This window comes from Ligilactobacillus ceti DSM 22408, assembly GCF_000423245.1.
GTDB classification, from domain to species: Bacteria; Bacillota; Bacilli; order Lactobacillales; family Lactobacillaceae; genus Ligilactobacillus; species Ligilactobacillus ceti.
Genome location: NZ_KE383993.1, coordinates 162,421 through 179,958, shown reverse-complemented (window position 1 = coordinate 179,958; position 17,538 = coordinate 162,421). Strand labels below are relative to the sequence as shown.

The window sequence follows — 17,538 nt, the reverse complement described above, 5'->3', positions numbered from 1 at the left end:
CGATTATAACGGCTGATACTCTTTTAAATCATCTTTGAACTCTTCGCAACCCTTACGAACTAAAGCCTTAAGGTTATAGCCATTAACTTCAATATCTTCGCCCTCATCGGTAGCTAACCAAGTCAAAGGGTCAACAACTCCAACCAAATGAATCAGGGCTTCATTATCTCCGCCTTGCCCCATTGTAATGATTTCTGTCAATACATTAGGTGGCAATTCAATAGATCCCACCATCCCCCTATCCTCAACTTCGGGAAACTCTATATTCAATTGTGGCTCATTGTCATCAAAATCATAACTAGTCACATACATTTCAATCTTCATTATGTTCACCTCGTTTAAACAATCGTTTCCCTTGTCTTAATCGTTTTGTTTGATAGTCTTCTGGTCGGTATACCGTAATAATACCCCCACGTACATATACTACTAAAGGTTTATCTTTCTTATCTTGTATATATGCATGTGCTTTGACTCCTTTACGGTCTTTAGATACATAAACTTCATTAGCCTTTATCAATACATCATAGATTTCATAAGCACCATTTTTATTGATTTCAATGTCCTTATGATGCCTTGCTATATGATATACCCTTTCTTTACTAATATAAACCTTTTCAATAGGTGTTTCCACTCCTTTTGAGAAAATATTCATCAATGTAGTTGTAAACTCATCAAAGTCAGATTGAGTAAATTCACCGTGTTTGATAGCTCGCTTTACTAATTGTTTATCATTAGATTTACCAAAGAGTTGCAAATTCATCTGCATTCTTGGCTTCTGTTCATCCACCCAATAAGCACTAATAGCGCACCTACAGTTAGGATGTGTATCACCTGGAATATTCGGCACTTCGTCCACTTTATAAACTCCGGGACCGTAACTATTATCAACTTCAGCTAACGCCCCACAATGTGAACAGTGTCCAATTTCAGCATGCCATTTACAGTATTTATAACCATATCTGCGCAAGCTATCCATCTCTGCTTGTGTTTGTACCCTAGCAGTTTCTGTACGCGCTAAACGCTCTGATTTTGCCTGTGCTGATACTATGCTTTGCTTGACTAATGGTTGTAATCTTTTTGCCAATTCATAAGGACTAGTACCTTGAATAGCGTTGTCCATTAACGCTAAACTTAATTCAGCTTGCAAAACATCTATATCTCTCCAGATTTACCTTTGTTCACATCTATGTTTCAATGAATCTCTATAGGTTTTCATCCCTATTAACATAATATATCCATCATAACAGATTGGAATTTCGCTGTGTTTTTCATCAAGATAACTCTCTAAATTCTTCAAATAAAAATCTAATGGATAATATTAAATCTCTAAAATCAACGCTTAACATCAACTCAACTGTTTCATTCAATTCCATATTTATCACTCCTATTTTTTGTATTAAAAAAGCACTCACTAAATGTGAATGCTTATGTTAATTTGTATTCTTTTAGGTCATCTTTGAATGCTTCGTAACCTTTACGGGTTAAGTCCTTCAAATTGTATCCATTAACTGTGATATCTTCCCCAGCATCGGTCTTTAGCCACGCAGCCGGATTTACGACTTCCACTTTTGAAGCTGGTGTATCATAACCTTCGTCACCTGCCACGTTTATTTGAGCTAAAATTCCCGGAGGCAACTCAATCGTTCCGACTAAACCTTCCGTTTTAACGTCCGGAAATACAATATCAAGCTCCGGTATTTCTTTATCAAAAGCATAATCGATTGGATACATTTGTATCTTCATAAAAAAACGCTCCTTTCACCTAGTATAATCGCTTATTCTTCTTTAACCCCTTAATCTGATAATATCTCGGGCGATAAGCTGTTACTAAGCCGTTGCGAACAAAAACGACTAATGGATTGGTTTCATTCCGTTCTATATAAGCGTTTGATTTTCTACCTCTAACATCTTTAGAAGCATACACGCTACTAGGATTCTTCAAAACACTAGCCACAAGTTCCGCTCCTTCGTTATTCACTGAAAAATGATTATTATGGCGTCCCGCTAGATGATACACCCTATCACTAGTAGTGTACACCTTTTCAATAGTTGTTTCCACTCCCTTAAAAAAGCATTTATTCATAAATGATTCTTAATACAAAAAAAGAAGTGATAGTTAAATAACTATCACTTCTTGCTTTATTTTAAAATTCCTTGCGCTACACAAGCACCATAATGTTTTAACCCTTTAGGATTAGGATGAACATTATCATCATAGAACCAAGTAGTTTGATTTTTACTTGTTTCATACCAATTAATCACATGGAAATTCTTATATTCTTTTTTCGCTGCTTTTAAAGCATCATTAACTTGCGCTTCCCAACGTCTTGTAGGTACATGGACATTAATCCAATACAACTTTCTTTTACCAACAATTTGCATGATTTTGGTTAAATCATCTTCAGTAAAGGGACCATTGGTACCACCACTAATTAAAATAGTTGGAGCTAACTTGCCTTGATCATGTAATGTTTGTAATACAGTCACCATCGTATGAACTTGACGCCCGACTTTGGCATCGATATACATTTTTGGGAAAATCTCTTGTAAAGTTGTAGAACCATCCGCCAAAACTGAATCACCTACTGCTGTGATTTTCATTTTACTTGCTTTAGCTTGTTGTTTTTTTGTTAAAGAGAATTCTTTCTCGGTTTTGGCACGCGCCTTGGAACTTGTTTTTTTATTGTTATTAACTTTTTGATTGTTTTTAGCAACTGTTTTTTCATTTTTAGCAATCGCTTGTGCTAGTTGTGATTGTTTTTTCATTTTAGCTGCTGCTGGTTGTAAAAACCAACCTGTAATCGCTAATAAGACAACCACAGTTGGTAAAATCGCTAACCAACGTTTCCAACCATATGGTGAGTTTTTTTGTAAAAGCTTTTTAATAACTGACCAAGTTTTTTGATAATCAAACTTTTGAAGTGGCTTTTCTAAATAACGATAAGATAACTCACTCAAAATTAAAATCAAAGTAATTTCAATTAAAGCATGGCGCCACGGATGAGCTGCCATATTTTGTACATGTTCTTCATAAAAAACCATGACAGGATATTGATATAAATAAATCCCATAACTTCTTTTCCCGATCCAATTAAAGACAGGATTCGTTAATAAACGATTTAAATCGGCTCCAGGATGAGCCACAATCGCAATTAACACTGCGGAAATTAATGAGAAGAGTAACATCCCTCCACGATAAACAAATGCACTTTCCCCACTCATTTTAAAATTCATAATAATAATTAAAACCAAAGCTAAAATTCCCGTTACATCTAAGATTAAACGCGCTTTTGGTTTTACATCACGACGCAATTTCGTACTTGGCCAAATAAAAGCTAAGGCTGCACCAATTAAAATCGCAAACATCCGTGTATCAGTTCCATAATAAACCCTAGAAGGATCGACTCCCGGTTGATATAAAATAGCCATCAACAATGCTGATACGAAACTTAAACCTAAAAATATTTTAAAAATTTTGCCTTTTTTCACAAAACGTAAGAGTAATAAAACCACAAAAGGCCACAGTAGATAGAATTGACCTTCTATCGACAGTGACCACATATGCGTAAAGGGAGATTGCGCGCCAAATTTATCAAAATATGACTCACCTTGGCTTACTTGAAACCAATTATAGACATACAAGAAATTGGTGACGATAATCGCCCGCACATGTGCTAACAAAGCCCTTTGAAACAACGTAATATACGCGACTGTCCCTAAGACCGCTGTAACTAATGCCGGATACAATCTACGCATCCGTCTGAGATAAAAAGCTTTAATATCAATTGTTTTATTTTGTTCCCATTCTTGAACTAACAAGTCAGTAATTAAATAACCTGATAATACAAAGAAAATTGGAACACCTAAAAATCCGCCTTGGACTTTATATGGAAATAAATGATATAAAATAACACCAATTACTGCTAGCGAGCGAACTCCATCAAAGCCTGTTATATAGCGACTCTTCTTCAATCTCTTTGCCATCTAACCCGCAAACTCCTTATTAAATTTTTATTCTACAAATTCAAAAGTAAAGTTTTCAATTTGTACTAAGTCGCCACCTTTAGCGCCTTTTTCACGTAATGCTTCATCAACACCCATACCACGTAATTGGCGAGCAAAACGCATTAAACTTTCGTCATGATCTAAGTTAGTCATCTTGAAGAGTTTTTCTAAGCGATCGCCAGATAAAATCCAAGTTGCATCTGAATCACGAGAAATTGTAAATCCAGGATCAGTTGTTTCATCTTTGAATTCATGCATACCAACTTTTTGTTCTTCCATTTGACGTTGTGCTAATGTTTCAAATTCTGGTGTTTCATCTAAAACATCTGCTGTACGTTGCATTAATGGTTTCACACCTTGACGTGTTACAGAAGAAATTTCCATCACTTCTGGCATAGTTGGTAAGATGGGATTTTCAGCTAATTTTTCTTTAAATTTAGCTAAGTTTTCACTTGCATCAGGCATATCCATTTTTGTACCGACAACAATTTGTGGTCGTTTCAACAATTCTGGATCATATTTTTTCAATTCTTCATTAATTTTGACATAATCTTCATATGGATCGCGTCCTTCTAAACCAGACATATCAATTAAATGTAAGATAACACGTGTTCTTTCAACGTGACGTAAGAATTGAATCCCTAAACCAACACCTTCAGAAGCGCCTTCAATCAAACCTGGTAAATCGGCCATAGCGAAGTCACGTCCATCATCTAAACGAACCATTCCTAAGTTAGGAACTAATGTTGTAAAGTGATAATCAGCAATTTTTGGTTTAGCACTTGTAACAACTGATAATAATGTTGATTTACCAACAGATGGAAAACCAACTAAACCAACATCAGCTAACACTTTTAATTCTAATTTTAATTCACGTTCTTGTCCGGGTTCGCCATTTTCAGCAATTTCTGGAGCAGGGTTTTTCGCATTTGCAAAGTGAATATTACCTCGTCCGCCACGTCCACCAGGAGCAACAACTAATTCATCATTATGATGTAATAAATCACCTAAAACTTCACCAGTTTCAGCATCAGTTACAGTTGTCCCTTCTGGAACAGAAATGTATAAATTATCAGCCCCACGACCGTACATTCCTTTAATCATACCGTTTTGACCTGGTTTAGCTTTGAAAATTCGGTGATAACGGAAATCCATTAAAGTCCGTAACCCTTCATCAACTTTCAAAATGATGCTACCACCACGGCCACCATCGCCACCTGCTGGTCCACCGTTAGGAACATATTTTTCCCGACGGAAAGCAACCATACCGTCGCCACCTTTACCAGCCTTTACTTTTATTTTAACTTGATCTACAAACATCTAAGTTCCACCTTTTCTTTTAATACTTATCTATATCTATCGACTCTTATTTCAGCATAATAAATAATATTATTCTTAATCTTTCCTATTGTATCATTTTTAAAACTAATAAACAAAACTATCTCACAATGAAAGCGCGCTTTTAAGCAACTTTATAAGCTTAATTTAATTGTTTGCGCTACCTTTTCTGAAATACCTAATTTTTTAAACTCGGAAAGAGGTGCTGCTTTAATTTTCGCTAAAGAACCAAATTCTTTTAATAACTTAATCCGTGTTTTTGGTCCTACACCAGGAATCTGTTCGAGCCGCGATGTTAGAGAATTTTTGGAATGAACTTGCCGATGATACGTAATCGCATACCGATGTACTTCATCTTGAATCCGTTGTAATAAATAAAAACCTTCACTTTTTGGATCTAATTGCACTTTAGTTCCATCCGGTTTCATTAAATCAGCTGTTTTATGCTGATCATTTTTAACCATCCCAGCCACCGGAATCTGCAGTCCTAATTGATTTTCTAAAACATCCCGAGCGGCGTTGATTTGGATTTGTGCTCCATCCATTAAAATCAAATCCGGTAAAGCTTGTTTTTCGTTCAACAACCGGCGATAACGACGATAAATAACTTCTCTCGTACTAGCTGTTTCATCCGCATGGTCTACATTTTTTAATTTATATTTACGATAATCTGATTTACTAGGACGTCCATCTAAAAACGAAACCATCGCTGAAACTAAATCGACACCTTGTAAATGTGAATGATCAAACGCTTCAATCCGATGTCCCATTGGTAAATCAAGTGCCGTCATCACTTCTTGCATAGCACCAATCGTTTTACGCTCATCTAATGCCAACAAACGGAATTTATCTTCTAAAATAATTTTAGCGTTTTTCGTTGCTAAATCGAGTAAAGCTTTCTTTTGACCTCGTTGGGGTGTTCGGACTGGAATTTGTAAAATATCACTTAAAATGTCTTTTTCCAGACTTGCAGGCACTAGAATTTCTTTGGGCAACATGCGATTTTTTTGATTATAAAACTGCAAAATAAAAGTTACCACTTCTGATTCTGGATCAGCAATACATGGAAAGAGCCTTTTTTCCCGTTTAATCAACCGTGATTGGCGAATGAAAAAGATTTGTAATGATAACCATCCTTTATCATGATAAAACGCAAAAATATCGCGTGGTGTTTGATCATTAGAAATAATTTGTTGTTTTTCAACTGTGATTTCAATATATTTAATTTGATCACGAATTTCAGCTGCACGTTCAAATTCTAAATTTTCTGCAGCAGCTTCCATTTTTTGTGTGAGTTCTTTTTTTACAGTTTGAACATTACCGTTTAAAAAAGATTTAATTTTCTTAATTTGTTCCGCATATTCAGCTTGATCAACTTCTTTAAAACAAGCTCCTAAACATTGATCCATATGATAATACAAACATGGTCTTTTTTGTGGTCCATGACACCGCCGTAATGGATATACCTTTTGAATGAAATTAACTGTTTCTTGGGCTGCATAAACATTAGGATATGGTCCAAAATAATAGCCGCCATCTTGTTTAATCGCATTTACAATTTTAATTTGCGGATCTTTTTCTTTAGTGATTTTAATATATGGATAACCACTACCCGCCTTTAATTTAATATTATAATATGGTTTATATTTTTGAATTAAAGTTACTTCTAAGAGAAAAGCTTCTTTATCTGTTTCCGTAACAATTGTTTCAAAATCAACAATTTCCGCTACTAGCAAAGCTGTTTTACCCGTTTTTTGACCATTAAAATATGAGCGCACCCGATTTTTTAAATTTTTCGCCTTACCTACATAAATAATCTTTTGACTAATATCTTTCATCAAATAACACCCTGGTAAATCGGGCAATAATTTTAATTTATTTTCCAACTTAGCATTCATCGACAATCACCTCTTTTCAAAATCAACTTTTTTCTTTATTATACTGACTTTTAACAAATTTACCATAATAAAAAACTTGCCTTAAACAACCTTGAAATTGTTTAAAACAAGTTTTTTTAGTTTCTATAATACTTTTGATAAGAACTCTTGTGCTCTTTCTGTTTTAGGAGCTGTAAAGAATTCTTCTGGAGCAGCTACTTCTTTAATGTAGCCATCAGCCATAAACCAAACTTCATCAGCTACTTCTTTCGCAAAGCCCATTTCGTGTGTAACAACTACCATTGTCATACCGGCTTCTGCTAAATCTTGCATAACTTTCAAAACTTCACCAACCATTTCAGGATCTAAGGCACTTGTTGGTTCGTCAAATAATAAAACTGCCGGATTCATCGCTAAAGCCCGCGCAATTGCGACCCGTTGCTTTTGACCACCTGATAAACTTTGTGGATATTGTTCAGCTTGTTCTTGTAAACCAACTTTAGCTAATAATTCTAAAGCTTGTTTCTTGGCTTCACTGCGGTTCACACCTTTAACTTTCATAGGTGCTAACATAATATTTTCCACAACATTCATATTAGGGAATAAATTAAAATTTTGGAAAACCATTCCCATTTTTTCCCGTAATTCATTTAAGGCTTTTTCAGAAACATTAGTTAATTCTTGGCCTTCAAAAATAATTTTACCAGCTGTTGGTTGTTCTAAAACATTCAAACAACGTAAAAATGTACTTTTACCCGAACCAGATGGACCAACTACACAGATCACTTGTCCTTCATTAACTGTTTCACTAATATCTTTTAAAACTTCATTTTCACCATAATGTTTTTGTAAATGTTCGATTTCGATTAACTTAGTCATGATTCATCTTCCTTTCAAAATGGCCTAATACTTTAGAAAGACTGAATGTCATAATAAAGTAAATAATCATTGTTACAAAGAGTGGTGCAACACCTTTATATGTGGCTGATTGTACTAATTGAGTTTGATACATTAAATCAGTTACCCCAATAATAGATACAATTGAACTTTCTTTAATTAAAGTAATAAATTCATTACCTAATGCAGGCCAAATATTCTTCAATGCTTGTGGAATAACTACGTAACGATATGTTTGATTCTTAGTTAACCCTAAACTCCGAGCTGCTTCTGTTTGACCTTTTTCAATTGAGTCAATCCCTGAACGGATAATTTCAGCGATATAAGCACCAGAGTTCAATGATGTTGCAATAATACCGGCAACTAAAGCTGGTAATGATTGAACAACTGCACCAATCCCGAAATAAACAAACATCACTTGAACCATTAATGGTGTCCCACGAATAAATTCAATATATGCCACAGAAATAGCATGCGCAATCTTGTTATCTGAAAGACGCATTAAAGCTAATAATGTCCCTAAAATAAAACCAATCACAACAGAGATAGCTGTAATTAATAATGTATATTCAATACCTTTTAAGAAATAAGACCAGTAATCAATTAAATCATTATCTTCTGTGGTTGTTTTCATGTATTTACTTGCTTTAGGAATATAATCGTTAGTAATTAAATTTTGTTCTTTAATTTCAGAAATACTCTTATTAGCAGCATCAACTAAAGCATCAGAACCTTTAGCGAAAGCCATCGCATAACCTGTTTGATCAGCATCCACTTTGAATTTTGGATCCATAATAACTAAACCTTTATTATTAACAGCATATGCTTCAGCTGTTGGTTGATCCATAGCAACACCTTGAACCTTACCTGTTTGTAAAGCAATGACTAAGTTATTTAATTTAGCTAAACCTTTAACTTTTGCTTTAGGCATTTGTTCTTTAACTAAATCATATAATAAAGAACCTGTTTGGGCACCGATTGTTTGTCCATTGAAATCTGCTTTAGTTTGATATTTATCACGATCGGCTTCATTCACTAAAATAACTTGTTTTCCAGAATAATATAATTCAGTAAAATCAACATTTTTACGTCTTTCTGGTGTTGGATTAATCGCAGAAATAACACCGTCAATTTTATGTGTTTCTAAAGCTACTAATAAAGAATCAAAATCCATATTTTTAAGCTCTAATTTAACACCTAAATCGTCGGCAATCTTACGTGCAATATCAATATCCATCCCGACATATTTTGTTTTATCGCCAACTTTAGCTGTAAATTCATACGGTGGATAATCCGCACTCACGCCCACAACTAAAGTACCTTTTTCTTTGATATCTTTCACAGATGTATCATTTGTATTATTTACATTTGAATTATCATCAGCCATAACATGATGTGCCGGCAGCATAAACATAGTTATAACTAAGATAATACTAAATAAAATCTTTTTGATGTTTTGCATCTAAATCCTCTTTTCTATTATTTGTATATTAGGATTATACTCCTTAATAATTATTTATGCAATAATTATTCAAAAAATATTCATTTTATACATTTTTCTTTGTATTTTTGTATATTAGTGTCTTTTCGAGAGTTAAAATTGAATTTTATTTTAAAAACTGTTATTGTAAATTCAATAAGACATCACAACTAGGAGGGTTATTATGGGATTGAAAATTACTCGACAAAACAATCTAGAAAAATTATTCGAAAATTTCGTTGTTGATCCTAACAAAGAACAAAAATTAAAATCAACTGTTCGTAAAGAAGAAAAAACAGAATCACCTAAAAAAGAAGATAAAAAATAATTTTTAAATAGAAAAGCTCTCAGACTTAAAATCTGAGAGCTTTTTTAGTTCAACTTATTTAGTTGGTGAAAAACCATCTGGATAACGTTTATTCAATGTATCAATATTATTTTGAGCAACTTCATCAAAAGGAATATCTGCCCATTGAGCAATTTGTGATAAATACCAGAGAACATCTCCCATTTCATGAACCATTTGTTCACGATCTAGTTCTTTACCACGAAAAGTATAATCTTTAATTAAATCAATCAACTGGCCACTTTCACCAGCTAACCCTAACGCACAATTTGTTAAAACTTGTTCTGTTCCATATAAGGTCCGATTAGCAGCTTCTTGATATTCATTAAATTCCATCTTATTACTCCTCTTCTTGAACTAAATATTGGTCAATCCATTCCCAGACTTGTTCTTTACCTGTTTTATCCACAGATGAGAACAAGATAACGTCATCTTCCGGACGTAAGTTTAATCCTTTACGAATAACACTTAAACGTTGATTTCTTTTATTTTTAGGTACTTTATCAATCTTAGTTCCAACAACTAAAATTGGTAAATCATAATAATGAAGAAAATCAATCATTTGTTTATCTAATTGAGTTGGTTCATGACGTGCATCAACTAAAGAAATGACACCACGTAATTCGCTTCTTTCAGCAAAATATGTTTCAATCATGCGTCCCCATTTTTCACGTTCTTTTTGAGAAACTTTCGCATAACCATATCCGGGAACATCCACGAAATATAATTGTGATTCAATATCATAAAAATTTAAAGTTTGGGTTTTTCCGGGCTGACTAGATGTTCTAGCATAACCATTACGATTAATTAATGTATTAATCAAAGATGATTTTCCTACATTAGAACGACCGGATAACGCAACTTCAGGATAACCTTCCTGTGGATATTGTTCTGGTCGAACGGCACTAATCGTTAAGTCAACATTATGTACTTTCATCTATCTTTCACTCCCTTGTTTTTTCAATCATTCATATTCTAACACATTTTAGAACTCTTGTTTAAATTAAAAAATAGCATTCCGTGACCCGTTAGATCCGGAATGCTATTTACGCGAAAATTAAAGAGGGCCATGGTCCCTATTTAATTTTTACGGCTAAGTTTTAATTACTTAACTTTTACTACTTCTTTTTCACCATAGAAACCACAGTTTGAACAAACATGGTGAGATTTTCTTAATTCACCACAGTTTGGGCATGCGCTCATACCTGGAACTTGTAATTTATAGTGTGTACGACGTAATCTTTTACGTGTTTTAGATGTTTTACGTGCTGGTACTGCCATCGCTGAAACACCTCCTTATTTTTTCATTGAAAATTATTAACAAAAAGAATTGTACTTGTTATTGACCGCTTTTGCAACTAAACATCAGATTTTTCATCATTTTTTTCAAAAAAATCTTGTAATTTAGCTAATCGAGGATCAATTTTAGGTGATTCTTCTTGTTTTTTCTTAACTTGATCTTCAGTTACGATTTGCCAATCATTACCTGTTGGCAATGTTGCTTCTGTCGCTTGCTGTTCATCATTTGTTAACACCTGCATCGGAATTTGTAGCAGAATATTATCTAAGACAACTTGATCTAAATCAATTAAATCATCTTCTAAAACTAAAGCAACATCATTATCACCAAATTCAGCTAAGCGCTGACGGTCAAAATGACTAATATAATGCTCTGTCAAATCAAAATCTAATGGTAGATCAACTGGTTGAAAAGATCGCGTTGATGGGAGTGTTAAAGTAACTTTAACGCGTGCATAAAGCATCGTACCCATTTCATCAACTGTAAAAAAACCACTAACTTCAATTGGTGAAACAGCGATTAATTCAGGGTTCCGCTTTTGTAAAGCTTGCTCTAAATTCAATGTTTCTTCAAAGTTTAACGGCTTCTCACCAGTAAAACGCAATTCACTTAATGACCATTTCATGCTAATTCCTCCTAATGCAACAGGTCAAATCATACCTGTCATTCAATAGTTTGTCAATGTTTTTTCCTTGACACCTTATTACAAATATCGCAACGGTGATTTTTTCAAATCTTGTGCATTTCCGGTAATCATTTCATAAATTTTTCCGGATCGATAATCAAGATTTAAAAGACCTTCTTTATCAGCTTGCCCAACTTTTGTATAAATAGGCAGCGGTGTTGTTTTTTTGACTTTCCCTAAATATTTTTGTCCTTTTTGAGAAAAACCTAACAACCGCATATATGGTTGGCGCTGTAAAATAGCAGCTTCTTGTTGCGTAAAGTTTAACAACATTGCTGTAGTTAAACGTGTTAAATGTGTATATGTGTAACGTTTTGTTTTCACAAGTTGCAAAAACTCTTGATAAGTGGCTGTCTTAGCTAACTGTTCATGAATAGTTTTAAAACGATTTTCCAATCCTTCTGACATTCCATAAATCTGCGCCAATTCACTAACTGGAGTAGTTAACAATTTATATTTTAATAATGGCCATAAATCATCCCATGTCACAACTGTTGGCGCCATTTTTAACGTTTCCCAAGTTACCGGCGGAACATATTGCTGACACAACGCTTGCTGCTCAGATTTCCAATGTTGGCGAATTGCAGTTGCACTAGCGATTGCTTGTTCGGCTACTAGTTCAGTTGCATGATACTCAGCTTGATAGCGTTGCAAGGGAACTAATTTTAATGGTTCACCTAATTGCTGATTCGCCCGAGCATATGCCAAACCCAATAAATCATTCGGTTGATTCAAAGCTATCCCTAATGTAGCTTGCAGTGCATTCTGATAAGCTGCTGCATATGACTGATCAAATTTTTTAAAATCACCAGTTACAGTAGCTGCTTGACGTGCCAATTCCATAAAATCATACTCACTATGTTCTGACCCAAAAGCCAAATATTCCACATCTAATGCCGCTAAAATCTGAACACCAGCAAAAGCGAAGCGATCAGCTGCTTGCATACAAAAACCAGTAGGTATCTCTACAATTAAATCAACACCACTACTTAAAGCTTGCTGTGCCCTTTGCCATTTATCTAAAAAAGCGGGCTCCCCGCGTTGCAAAAAGTTACCACTCATCGCAACTACAATTAAATGTTTAGGGAACCGCTCTTTAATTTGTTTAATTTGATAAAGATGTCCGTTATGGAATGGATTATATTCCGCAATAATACCAACAGCTTTCATCTTTTCACCTCAAATTAATTTTATTTTTGACATTGGAAGAACCAACGTGTTGTTGTTTCATTTGGTTTTTGTCGCCCAAAATCAGCTGTAACTTCTACTTGGGTAAAACCAGCTTCTTTTAATAATTTTTGATATGTCACTAATGAATATGTTCGTTCATGATGTAACTCATTAATCCGTTCATAACCATCAATTTGTTCATTATAAATGAAGAATGTTAAATCATGAACAACACTATGTGGTTGCTCATCGATAAATGTTTGCCACATAAAAGCACGTTCCTCATCATTATAATTAAACATATAACCGGGATAAACTTCATCTGTTTGATACGGTGTAATCACATCGAAAATAAATTTACCATCAGCAGCTAAATGTTGTGCCACTTCTGTAAACGTTGCTAATAAAGCTGTTTCATCAGGCAAATAACAAAATGAATCCGCAAAACAAGTAATGTTATCATAGACAGCTAATTCGCTTAAATCAGTCATATCTCCTTGAATTAAACCAAGTTCAACATTAGCTTCTTGAGCGTGCATATCAGCTAAAGATAACATTTCAGCTGATAAATCAAAATCAGTTACTTGATAACCATTTTGCGCTAACATCACGGCTAATCTTCCTGAACCACCTGCTAATTCTAACAATTGACCTTTTTTATCTGGCAAAATTTCTAAAACCATCGCAAGCCAATCTTCATATAAAGTTGGCTCCATTAATTCATCGTAAAGTTGCGCAAATGTATTATAAATCAATTTAGTCTACCCATTCCTCAATATCAACCATTTCAGCATCAGACCATAATTTTTCTAATTTATAAAATTCACGTGCTTCTTCTTTAAAGATATGCACAATCACATCGCCTAAATCTACTAAAATCCAGTTCGCACCATCGCGACCTTCGATAGATTTGATTGTACCACCAGCTTTATGAACTTGTTCAGCAATTTCTTCTGAGATAGCTTTAACTTGACGTTCAGATCCACCTTGCATAATAACGAAATAGTCAGCTAACAAACTAACTTTTTCAACATCTAAAGCAATGATGTTTTCAGCGCGTTTGCGATCTCCGGCTTCAACAACAACTTGTAATAATTCTTTACTGTTCATATTTTTTCTCCTTTTAAGTTAGTCCAACTTACCGGCAACCCAATAATTATAAGTTTCCATAGCAGCAGGATAAATAACTTTTTTCATTTGTAATAAATGTTCTAATGTATGTTGTGTTTCATAACTAACAGCTTCATTTAAATCTTTTTGTGCAATCAAGCGAGCTTCTTGAACCCCTGGAAAATCACGCCCTGGTTCAATATAATCAGCTACATAAATAATCCGATCTAATAAAGTCATGTCTTTAGCACCAACTGTATGTTTGCGCACTGCATCTAAAATTTCTGGATCAGTAATCCCTAATTCAGTTGCAATCATTTCCGCACCAACCACACCATGCCAAATAAAATTATCCCAACGTAATAAATCTGGATCTAAATGCTTAGTTTGAATTACTGCTTGAAAGTCACTATCTGAACGTTCTTTAGCATAATCATGAACTAATGCTGCTATACTAGCTTTTTCAACATCAGCTTGATTATCTTTGGCTAATTGAATAGCAGCTTGTTCCACACCTAAGACATGTTGAAAACGCCGAGGACTCATAGCAGTTTTTATTTTACTAACTAATTCTTCCCGGGTTCCTGGGTAATATTTTTGACTATATTTAATCTTTGTCATTAGCATATAACCTCTTTTCTGCAATATAAGCAGCTACATGATCCGGTACAAGATAGCGAATCGACCGTTCTTGATAACAATATTCTCGAATTTGACTCGAACTAATTTCTAATAACGGTAATTCAACCCATTGAACTGGATATTTAGTTTCTTTGGGATAGCCCGAACGATACACACCGACAAAATTAACCAATTGGACCAATTCATCAATGCGATACCATTTAGGTAAATAAGCCACCATATCCGCTCCGATAATAAAATAAAATTCCGTCTCAGGATACTGTTCTTGGAATGCTAAAATAGTGTCAATCGTATAACTTTTACCACCTCGAAGCACTTCATCCAAAGCCAATTTAAGGTGTGGATTATTCTCAATCGCTTTTTGAACCATTGTAATCCGTTCTGTAACCGCTACTGGATTTTTTTGATCAATGTGCGGTGGTTGATTGTCAGGTAACAACCATACTTCATCTAAATTTAATCGTTGATATACTTGTTCTGCGATAAATAAATGACCATGATGGATTGGATCAAATGTTCCACCCAAAATTCCAACCCTACTTGGTTTAAGTTGTTGTTCAGTTTTGATTTTAATCACCTTCTACACAACAATTCAGCTGTCTTTTATAGAGCAGCTACTTCATTAGAAATTTTACGGTGAGCAACTTTATGCGCTCTCCGGTATAACACTAAAACATTTCCGATTGTTTGCACTACTTCAATATCACTGTTTTCAGATAAATATTCTTTAACTTCTGCAGCTTCAACTAATGAATTTTGTAAAATATTAACTTTAATTAATTCATGTTTTTCAAGTGCATATTCAACTTGTTCTAACCAAGTTGCGGATAAGCCATCTTTACCAATTTGAAACATTGGTCGTAAATGATGTGCTTGACTTCTTAAATAACGTTTTTGTTTTCCTTTTAACATATATATCTCCTTTAAATCATTGCTTTTCTTAAACTTACAGCAACGCCTTTTGGTGCCCAACCAGCAACTACGCTATCAGCTTTGACACTTACCCAACCTAAACCAGAAAATACAAGATCGCTTTTTTCTTTTGTTTTAAATTCAAAACGAACTAATTCTGGTAAGTTTGTAATATCAGCTGGTGGTTGTAATAATTCACCAGCATGTTTAGCATAAAATTCTGTTGCTCCTGCTGTTTTTGTCCGATGAATCATCAAATTATTTTCAGCATAAACAACCACACCTTGTTTTTCACCAGCAACATAATCAAAACGTGCTAAAGCACCTAAAAATAATGTTTGACCTGGATTTAATTGATAAACACGTGGTTTAATTTCTTTTTGAGGAGCAGCTAAACGTAAATCTTTCCCAGTTAAATAATGAGCCATTTGATCTTTATGGATAATACCTGGTGTATCAATCAATTCACTACCATCATCAAATGGAATTTTAATCATATCTAATGTTGTCCCTGGGAAGCGAGATGTAGTGATTAAATCTTGGTAACCTGTACTTTCTTTAATAATTTGATTAATTAAAGTTGATTTACCAACATTTGTAACCCCAACAACATAAACATCGCGACCTTCACGATACTTATCGATTAATTCAAGTAATTCACGGACTTGTTGGTTTTTCTTAGCACTTGTTAAAACCACTTCTAAAGGTCGTAAACCTTGAGCGTTCGCAGATTGACGTAACCAATCTTTTAATTTACTCCGTTTTAAAGAGTGTGGTAATAAATCTTCTTTGTTACCAACTAATAAAACTGGGTTATCCCCAACAAAACGGTGAATTCCTGGGATAATTGATCCACTAAAATCAAAAATATCCACAACATTAACGATTAAAGCATCAGATTTACCAATTTCATTTAAAAGTGCTAAGAAATCGTCATCAGTTAAACTAACATCTGTAATCTCGTTATAATTTCTTAAACGAAAACATCTTTGACAATAAAGTTCTTCTTTTTCTAAACCTTTTTTAACAGCTGCTTTTGGTGTATAACCTAATTCATCTTTATCATCTGATTGAATCTTAACACCACAGCCAATACAATATAATTCTTCGTTATTTTCTGTCATCTAAAGACTTCCTCCACTTAATTTCAAAACCTTCTTTTTTAGCTAATTGTTTTTTCACTTGTTTTTCTAAAAATCGATTAAATTTCGTATTCCAAGCATCCGTTTGAACAATCGGACGAACTAAGACACTTCTGATTCCAGCACTATTAGCGGCTGCAATATCAGTCATTAATTGATCACCGACTAAAACGACATCCTTAGCTTGTAAATGATAGCGTCGTTTTGCAATACGAACACCGCGGGAAAATGGTTTTAAAGCACGGGAAATAAATGGTAAAGATAAACTTTCCACAGCTCTTTTCACACGTTTGTGATTATTATTTGAAATAACTACAACTGGAATTTTTGCTTGTTCCATTTCTTTGAGCCATTTTCTTAATTCGGGTGTACCATCAGGATTATTCCAAGCAATTAAAGTATTATCTAAATCGGTTAACACGACTTTAATACCTTGCTTTTGCAAATCTTGAGGTGTTATATCATAAATTGATTCAATCATCCAAGTTGGTTTGAATTTTGCAAGCATATCTGAGCTCCTAATATCATCTTTATTTCTTCATTATTACTTTCTAAAATAATGCAGATTACTACCTAGTTTAATTATAATGAATTTTCATCAAAATAGTAACTATTCTGCTAATCCTTTTTTAGA

General features: G+C 34.1%; 21 protein-coding genes. 1 reads left to right on the top strand and 20 read right to left on the bottom strand.

Going from position 1 to position 17,538, the window contains the following annotated elements; all coding sequences use genetic code 11:
- Nucleotides 1-3: 3 nt before the first annotated feature.
- From G540_RS0103780 to G540_RS0103735, 8 genes are all read right to left on the bottom strand, one after another.
- A complete protein-coding gene (locus G540_RS0103780) occupies nucleotides 4-324 on the bottom strand; it encodes a hypothetical protein (protein WP_027106959.1) in 321 nt (106 codons plus the stop codon).
- Complete coding sequence (locus tag G540_RS07260) at nucleotides 314-1,147, bottom strand: minor capsid protein (RefSeq protein ID WP_027106958.1); 834 nt, start codon at nucleotides 1,145-1,147, stop codon at nucleotides 314-316. The genes G540_RS0103780 and G540_RS07260 overlap by 11 nt, the downstream gene beginning before the upstream one ends.
- Nucleotides 1,148-1,425: 278 nt before the next feature.
- Complete coding sequence (locus tag G540_RS0103765) at nucleotides 1,426-1,743, bottom strand: hypothetical protein (RefSeq protein ID WP_027106957.1); 318 nt, start codon at nucleotides 1,741-1,743, stop codon at nucleotides 1,426-1,428.
- Nucleotides 1,744-2,139: 396 nt separating this feature from the next.
- Entirely contained in the window at nucleotides 2,140-3,984 is a 1,845-nt protein-coding gene (locus G540_RS0103755; RefSeq protein WP_027106955.1) for an acyltransferase family protein, read from the bottom strand.
- A gap of 27 nt (nucleotides 3,985-4,011) precedes the next feature.
- Complete coding sequence (obgE, locus tag G540_RS0103750) at nucleotides 4,012-5,325, bottom strand: GTPase ObgE (protein WP_027106954.1); 1,314 nt, start codon at nucleotides 5,323-5,325, stop codon at nucleotides 4,012-4,014.
- Between the two features lie 152 nt (nucleotides 5,326-5,477).
- Nucleotides 5,478-7,241, bottom strand: a complete 1,764-nt coding sequence (gene uvrC, locus G540_RS0103745; RefSeq protein ID WP_035463599.1) for an excinuclease ABC subunit UvrC — start codon at nucleotides 7,239-7,241, stop codon at nucleotides 5,478-5,480.
- Nucleotides 7,242-7,364: 123 nt separating this feature from the next.
- Nucleotides 7,365-8,099, bottom strand: coding sequence for an amino acid ABC transporter ATP-binding protein (locus tag G540_RS0103740; protein WP_027106952.1), 735 nt, complete (start codon nucleotides 8,097-8,099; stop codon nucleotides 7,365-7,367).
- The gene (locus G540_RS0103735; RefSeq protein WP_027106951.1) at nucleotides 8,092-9,579 is read right to left on the bottom strand and encodes an ABC transporter substrate-binding protein/permease; all 1,488 of its coding nucleotides are present in this window, start codon (nucleotides 9,577-9,579) and stop codon (nucleotides 8,092-8,094) included. Before G540_RS0103735 ends, G540_RS0103740 begins: the two co-directional genes overlap by 8 nt.
- 202 nt (nucleotides 9,580-9,781) lie before the next feature.
- Between G540_RS0103735 and G540_RS07485 the strand changes: the two genes are divergently transcribed.
- Complete coding sequence (locus G540_RS07485) at nucleotides 9,782-9,925, top strand: SPJ_0845 family protein (RefSeq protein ID WP_169439097.1); 144 nt, start codon at nucleotides 9,782-9,784, stop codon at nucleotides 9,923-9,925.
- 54 nt (nucleotides 9,926-9,979) lie between these two features.
- Here the strand turns inward: G540_RS07485 and G540_RS0103725 are convergent, their stop codons facing one another.
- The 12 genes from G540_RS0103725 to G540_RS0103670 form a co-directional block, all read right to left on the bottom strand.
- On the bottom strand, nucleotides 9,980-10,279 hold the full coding sequence (locus G540_RS0103725; RefSeq protein WP_027106950.1) for a nucleoside triphosphate pyrophosphohydrolase family protein: 300 nt from the start codon (nucleotides 10,277-10,279) through the stop codon (nucleotides 9,980-9,982).
- A gap of 4 nt (nucleotides 10,280-10,283) precedes the next feature.
- Nucleotides 10,284-10,880, bottom strand: coding sequence for a ribosome biogenesis GTP-binding protein YihA/YsxC (gene yihA, locus G540_RS0103720; protein WP_027106949.1), 597 nt, complete (start codon nucleotides 10,878-10,880; stop codon nucleotides 10,284-10,286).
- Nucleotides 10,881-11,047: 167 nt separating this feature from the next.
- On the bottom strand, nucleotides 11,048-11,224 hold the full coding sequence (rpmF, locus tag G540_RS0103715; protein WP_027106948.1) for a 50S ribosomal protein L32: 177 nt from the start codon (nucleotides 11,222-11,224) through the stop codon (nucleotides 11,048-11,050).
- Nucleotides 11,225-11,301: 77 nt separating this feature from the next.
- Nucleotides 11,302-11,868 carry a YceD family protein gene (locus G540_RS0103710; protein WP_027106947.1) on the bottom strand — a complete coding sequence of 189 codons (567 nt, stop codon included), beginning with the start codon at nucleotides 11,866-11,868 and terminating at the stop codon, nucleotides 11,302-11,304.
- A 78-nt stretch (nucleotides 11,869-11,946) separates the two neighbouring features.
- Nucleotides 11,947-13,098: a nucleotidyltransferase gene (locus G540_RS0103705; RefSeq protein ID WP_027106946.1), complete on the bottom strand. Its 1,152-nt coding sequence runs from the start codon at nucleotides 13,096-13,098 to the stop codon at nucleotides 11,947-11,949.
- A 20-nt stretch (nucleotides 13,099-13,118) separates the two neighbouring features.
- On the bottom strand, nucleotides 13,119-13,853 hold the full coding sequence (locus G540_RS0103700; RefSeq protein ID WP_027106945.1) for a class I SAM-dependent DNA methyltransferase: 735 nt from the start codon (nucleotides 13,851-13,853) through the stop codon (nucleotides 13,119-13,121).
- Nucleotide 13,854: 1 nt separating this feature from the next.
- Nucleotides 13,855-14,208 (bottom strand): ribosome silencing factor, encoded by a 354-nt coding sequence (rsfS, locus tag G540_RS0103695; protein WP_027106944.1) that lies wholly within the window; start codon nucleotides 14,206-14,208, stop codon nucleotides 13,855-13,857.
- An 18-nt stretch (nucleotides 14,209-14,226) separates the two neighbouring features.
- Entirely contained in the window at nucleotides 14,227-14,820 is a 594-nt protein-coding gene (gene yqeK / locus G540_RS0103690; protein WP_027106943.1) for a bis(5'-nucleosyl)-tetraphosphatase (symmetrical) YqeK, read from the bottom strand.
- Complete coding sequence (locus G540_RS0103685) at nucleotides 14,816-15,427, bottom strand: nicotinate-nucleotide adenylyltransferase (RefSeq protein ID WP_027106942.1); 612 nt, start codon at nucleotides 15,425-15,427, stop codon at nucleotides 14,816-14,818. Before G540_RS0103685 ends, yqeK begins: the two co-directional genes overlap by 5 nt.
- A 26-nt stretch (nucleotides 15,428-15,453) precedes the next feature.
- On the bottom strand, nucleotides 15,454-15,762 hold the full coding sequence (yhbY, locus tag G540_RS0103680; protein WP_035463597.1) for a ribosome assembly RNA-binding protein YhbY: 309 nt from the start codon (nucleotides 15,760-15,762) through the stop codon (nucleotides 15,454-15,456).
- A gap of 11 nt (nucleotides 15,763-15,773) precedes the next feature.
- Nucleotides 15,774-16,886 carry a ribosome biogenesis GTPase YqeH gene (gene yqeH / locus G540_RS0103675; protein ID WP_027106940.1) on the bottom strand — a complete coding sequence of 371 codons (1,113 nt, stop codon included), beginning with the start codon at nucleotides 16,884-16,886 and terminating at the stop codon, nucleotides 15,774-15,776.
- Complete coding sequence (locus G540_RS0103670; protein WP_027106939.1) at nucleotides 16,873-17,412, bottom strand: YqeG family HAD IIIA-type phosphatase; 540 nt, start codon at nucleotides 17,410-17,412, stop codon at nucleotides 16,873-16,875. Before G540_RS0103670 ends, yqeH begins: the two co-directional genes overlap by 14 nt.
- Nucleotides 17,413-17,538: the final 126 nt, after the last annotated feature.

Excerpts from the sequence above, each read along its gene's own strand:
- G540_RS0103740 (WP_027106952.1), bottom strand. The coding sequence starts at position 8,099 with ATGACTAAGTTAATCGAAATCGAACATTTACAAAAACATTATGGTGAA.
- yqeH (WP_027106940.1), bottom strand. The coding sequence starts at position 16,886 with ATGACAGAAAATAACGAAGAATTATATTGTATTGGCTGTGGTGTTAAG.
- G540_RS0103710 (WP_027106947.1), bottom strand. The coding sequence starts at position 11,868 with ATGAAATGGTCATTAAGTGAATTGCGTTTTACTGGTGAGAAGCCGTTA.
- G540_RS0103780 (WP_027106959.1), bottom strand. The coding sequence starts at position 324 with ATGAAGATTGAAATGTATGTGACTAGTTATGATTTTGATGACAATGAG.
- G540_RS0103765 (WP_027106957.1), bottom strand. The coding sequence starts at position 1,743 with ATGAAGATACAAATGTATCCAATCGATTATGCTTTTGATAAAGAAATA.
- obgE (WP_027106954.1), bottom strand. The coding sequence starts at position 5,325 with ATGTTTGTAGATCAAGTTAAAATAAAAGTAAAGGCTGGTAAAGGTGGC.
- G540_RS0103735 (WP_027106951.1), bottom strand. The coding sequence starts at position 9,579 with ATGCAAAACATCAAAAAGATTTTATTTAGTATTATCTTAGTTATAACT.
- G540_RS0103755 (WP_027106955.1), bottom strand. The coding sequence starts at position 3,984 with ATGGCAAAGAGATTGAAGAAGAGTCGCTATATAACAGGCTTTGATGGA.
- rpmF (WP_027106948.1), bottom strand. The coding sequence starts at position 11,224 with ATGGCAGTACCAGCACGTAAAACATCTAAAACACGTAAAAGATTACGT.
- uvrC (WP_035463599.1), bottom strand. The coding sequence starts at position 7,241 with ATGAATGCTAAGTTGGAAAATAAATTAAAATTATTGCCCGATTTACCA.
- G540_RS0103670 (WP_027106939.1), bottom strand. The coding sequence starts at position 17,412 with ATGCTTGCAAAATTCAAACCAACTTGGATGATTGAATCAATTTATGAT.
- G540_RS0103725 (WP_027106950.1), bottom strand. The coding sequence starts at position 10,279 with ATGGAATTTAATGAATATCAAGAAGCTGCTAATCGGACCTTATATGGA.
- G540_RS0103705 (WP_027106946.1), bottom strand. The coding sequence starts at position 13,098 with ATGAAAGCTGTTGGTATTATTGCGGAATATAATCCATTCCATAACGGA.
- G540_RS07485 (WP_169439097.1), top strand. The coding sequence starts at position 9,782 with ATGGGATTGAAAATTACTCGACAAAACAATCTAGAAAAATTATTCGAA.
- rsfS (WP_027106944.1), bottom strand. The coding sequence starts at position 14,208 with ATGAACAGTAAAGAATTATTACAAGTTGTTGTTGAAGCCGGAGATCGC.
- yhbY (WP_035463597.1), bottom strand. The coding sequence starts at position 15,762 with ATGTTAAAAGGAAAACAAAAACGTTATTTAAGAAGTCAAGCACATCAT.
- yihA (WP_027106949.1), bottom strand. The coding sequence starts at position 10,880 with ATGAAAGTACATAATGTTGACTTAACGATTAGTGCCGTTCGACCAGAA.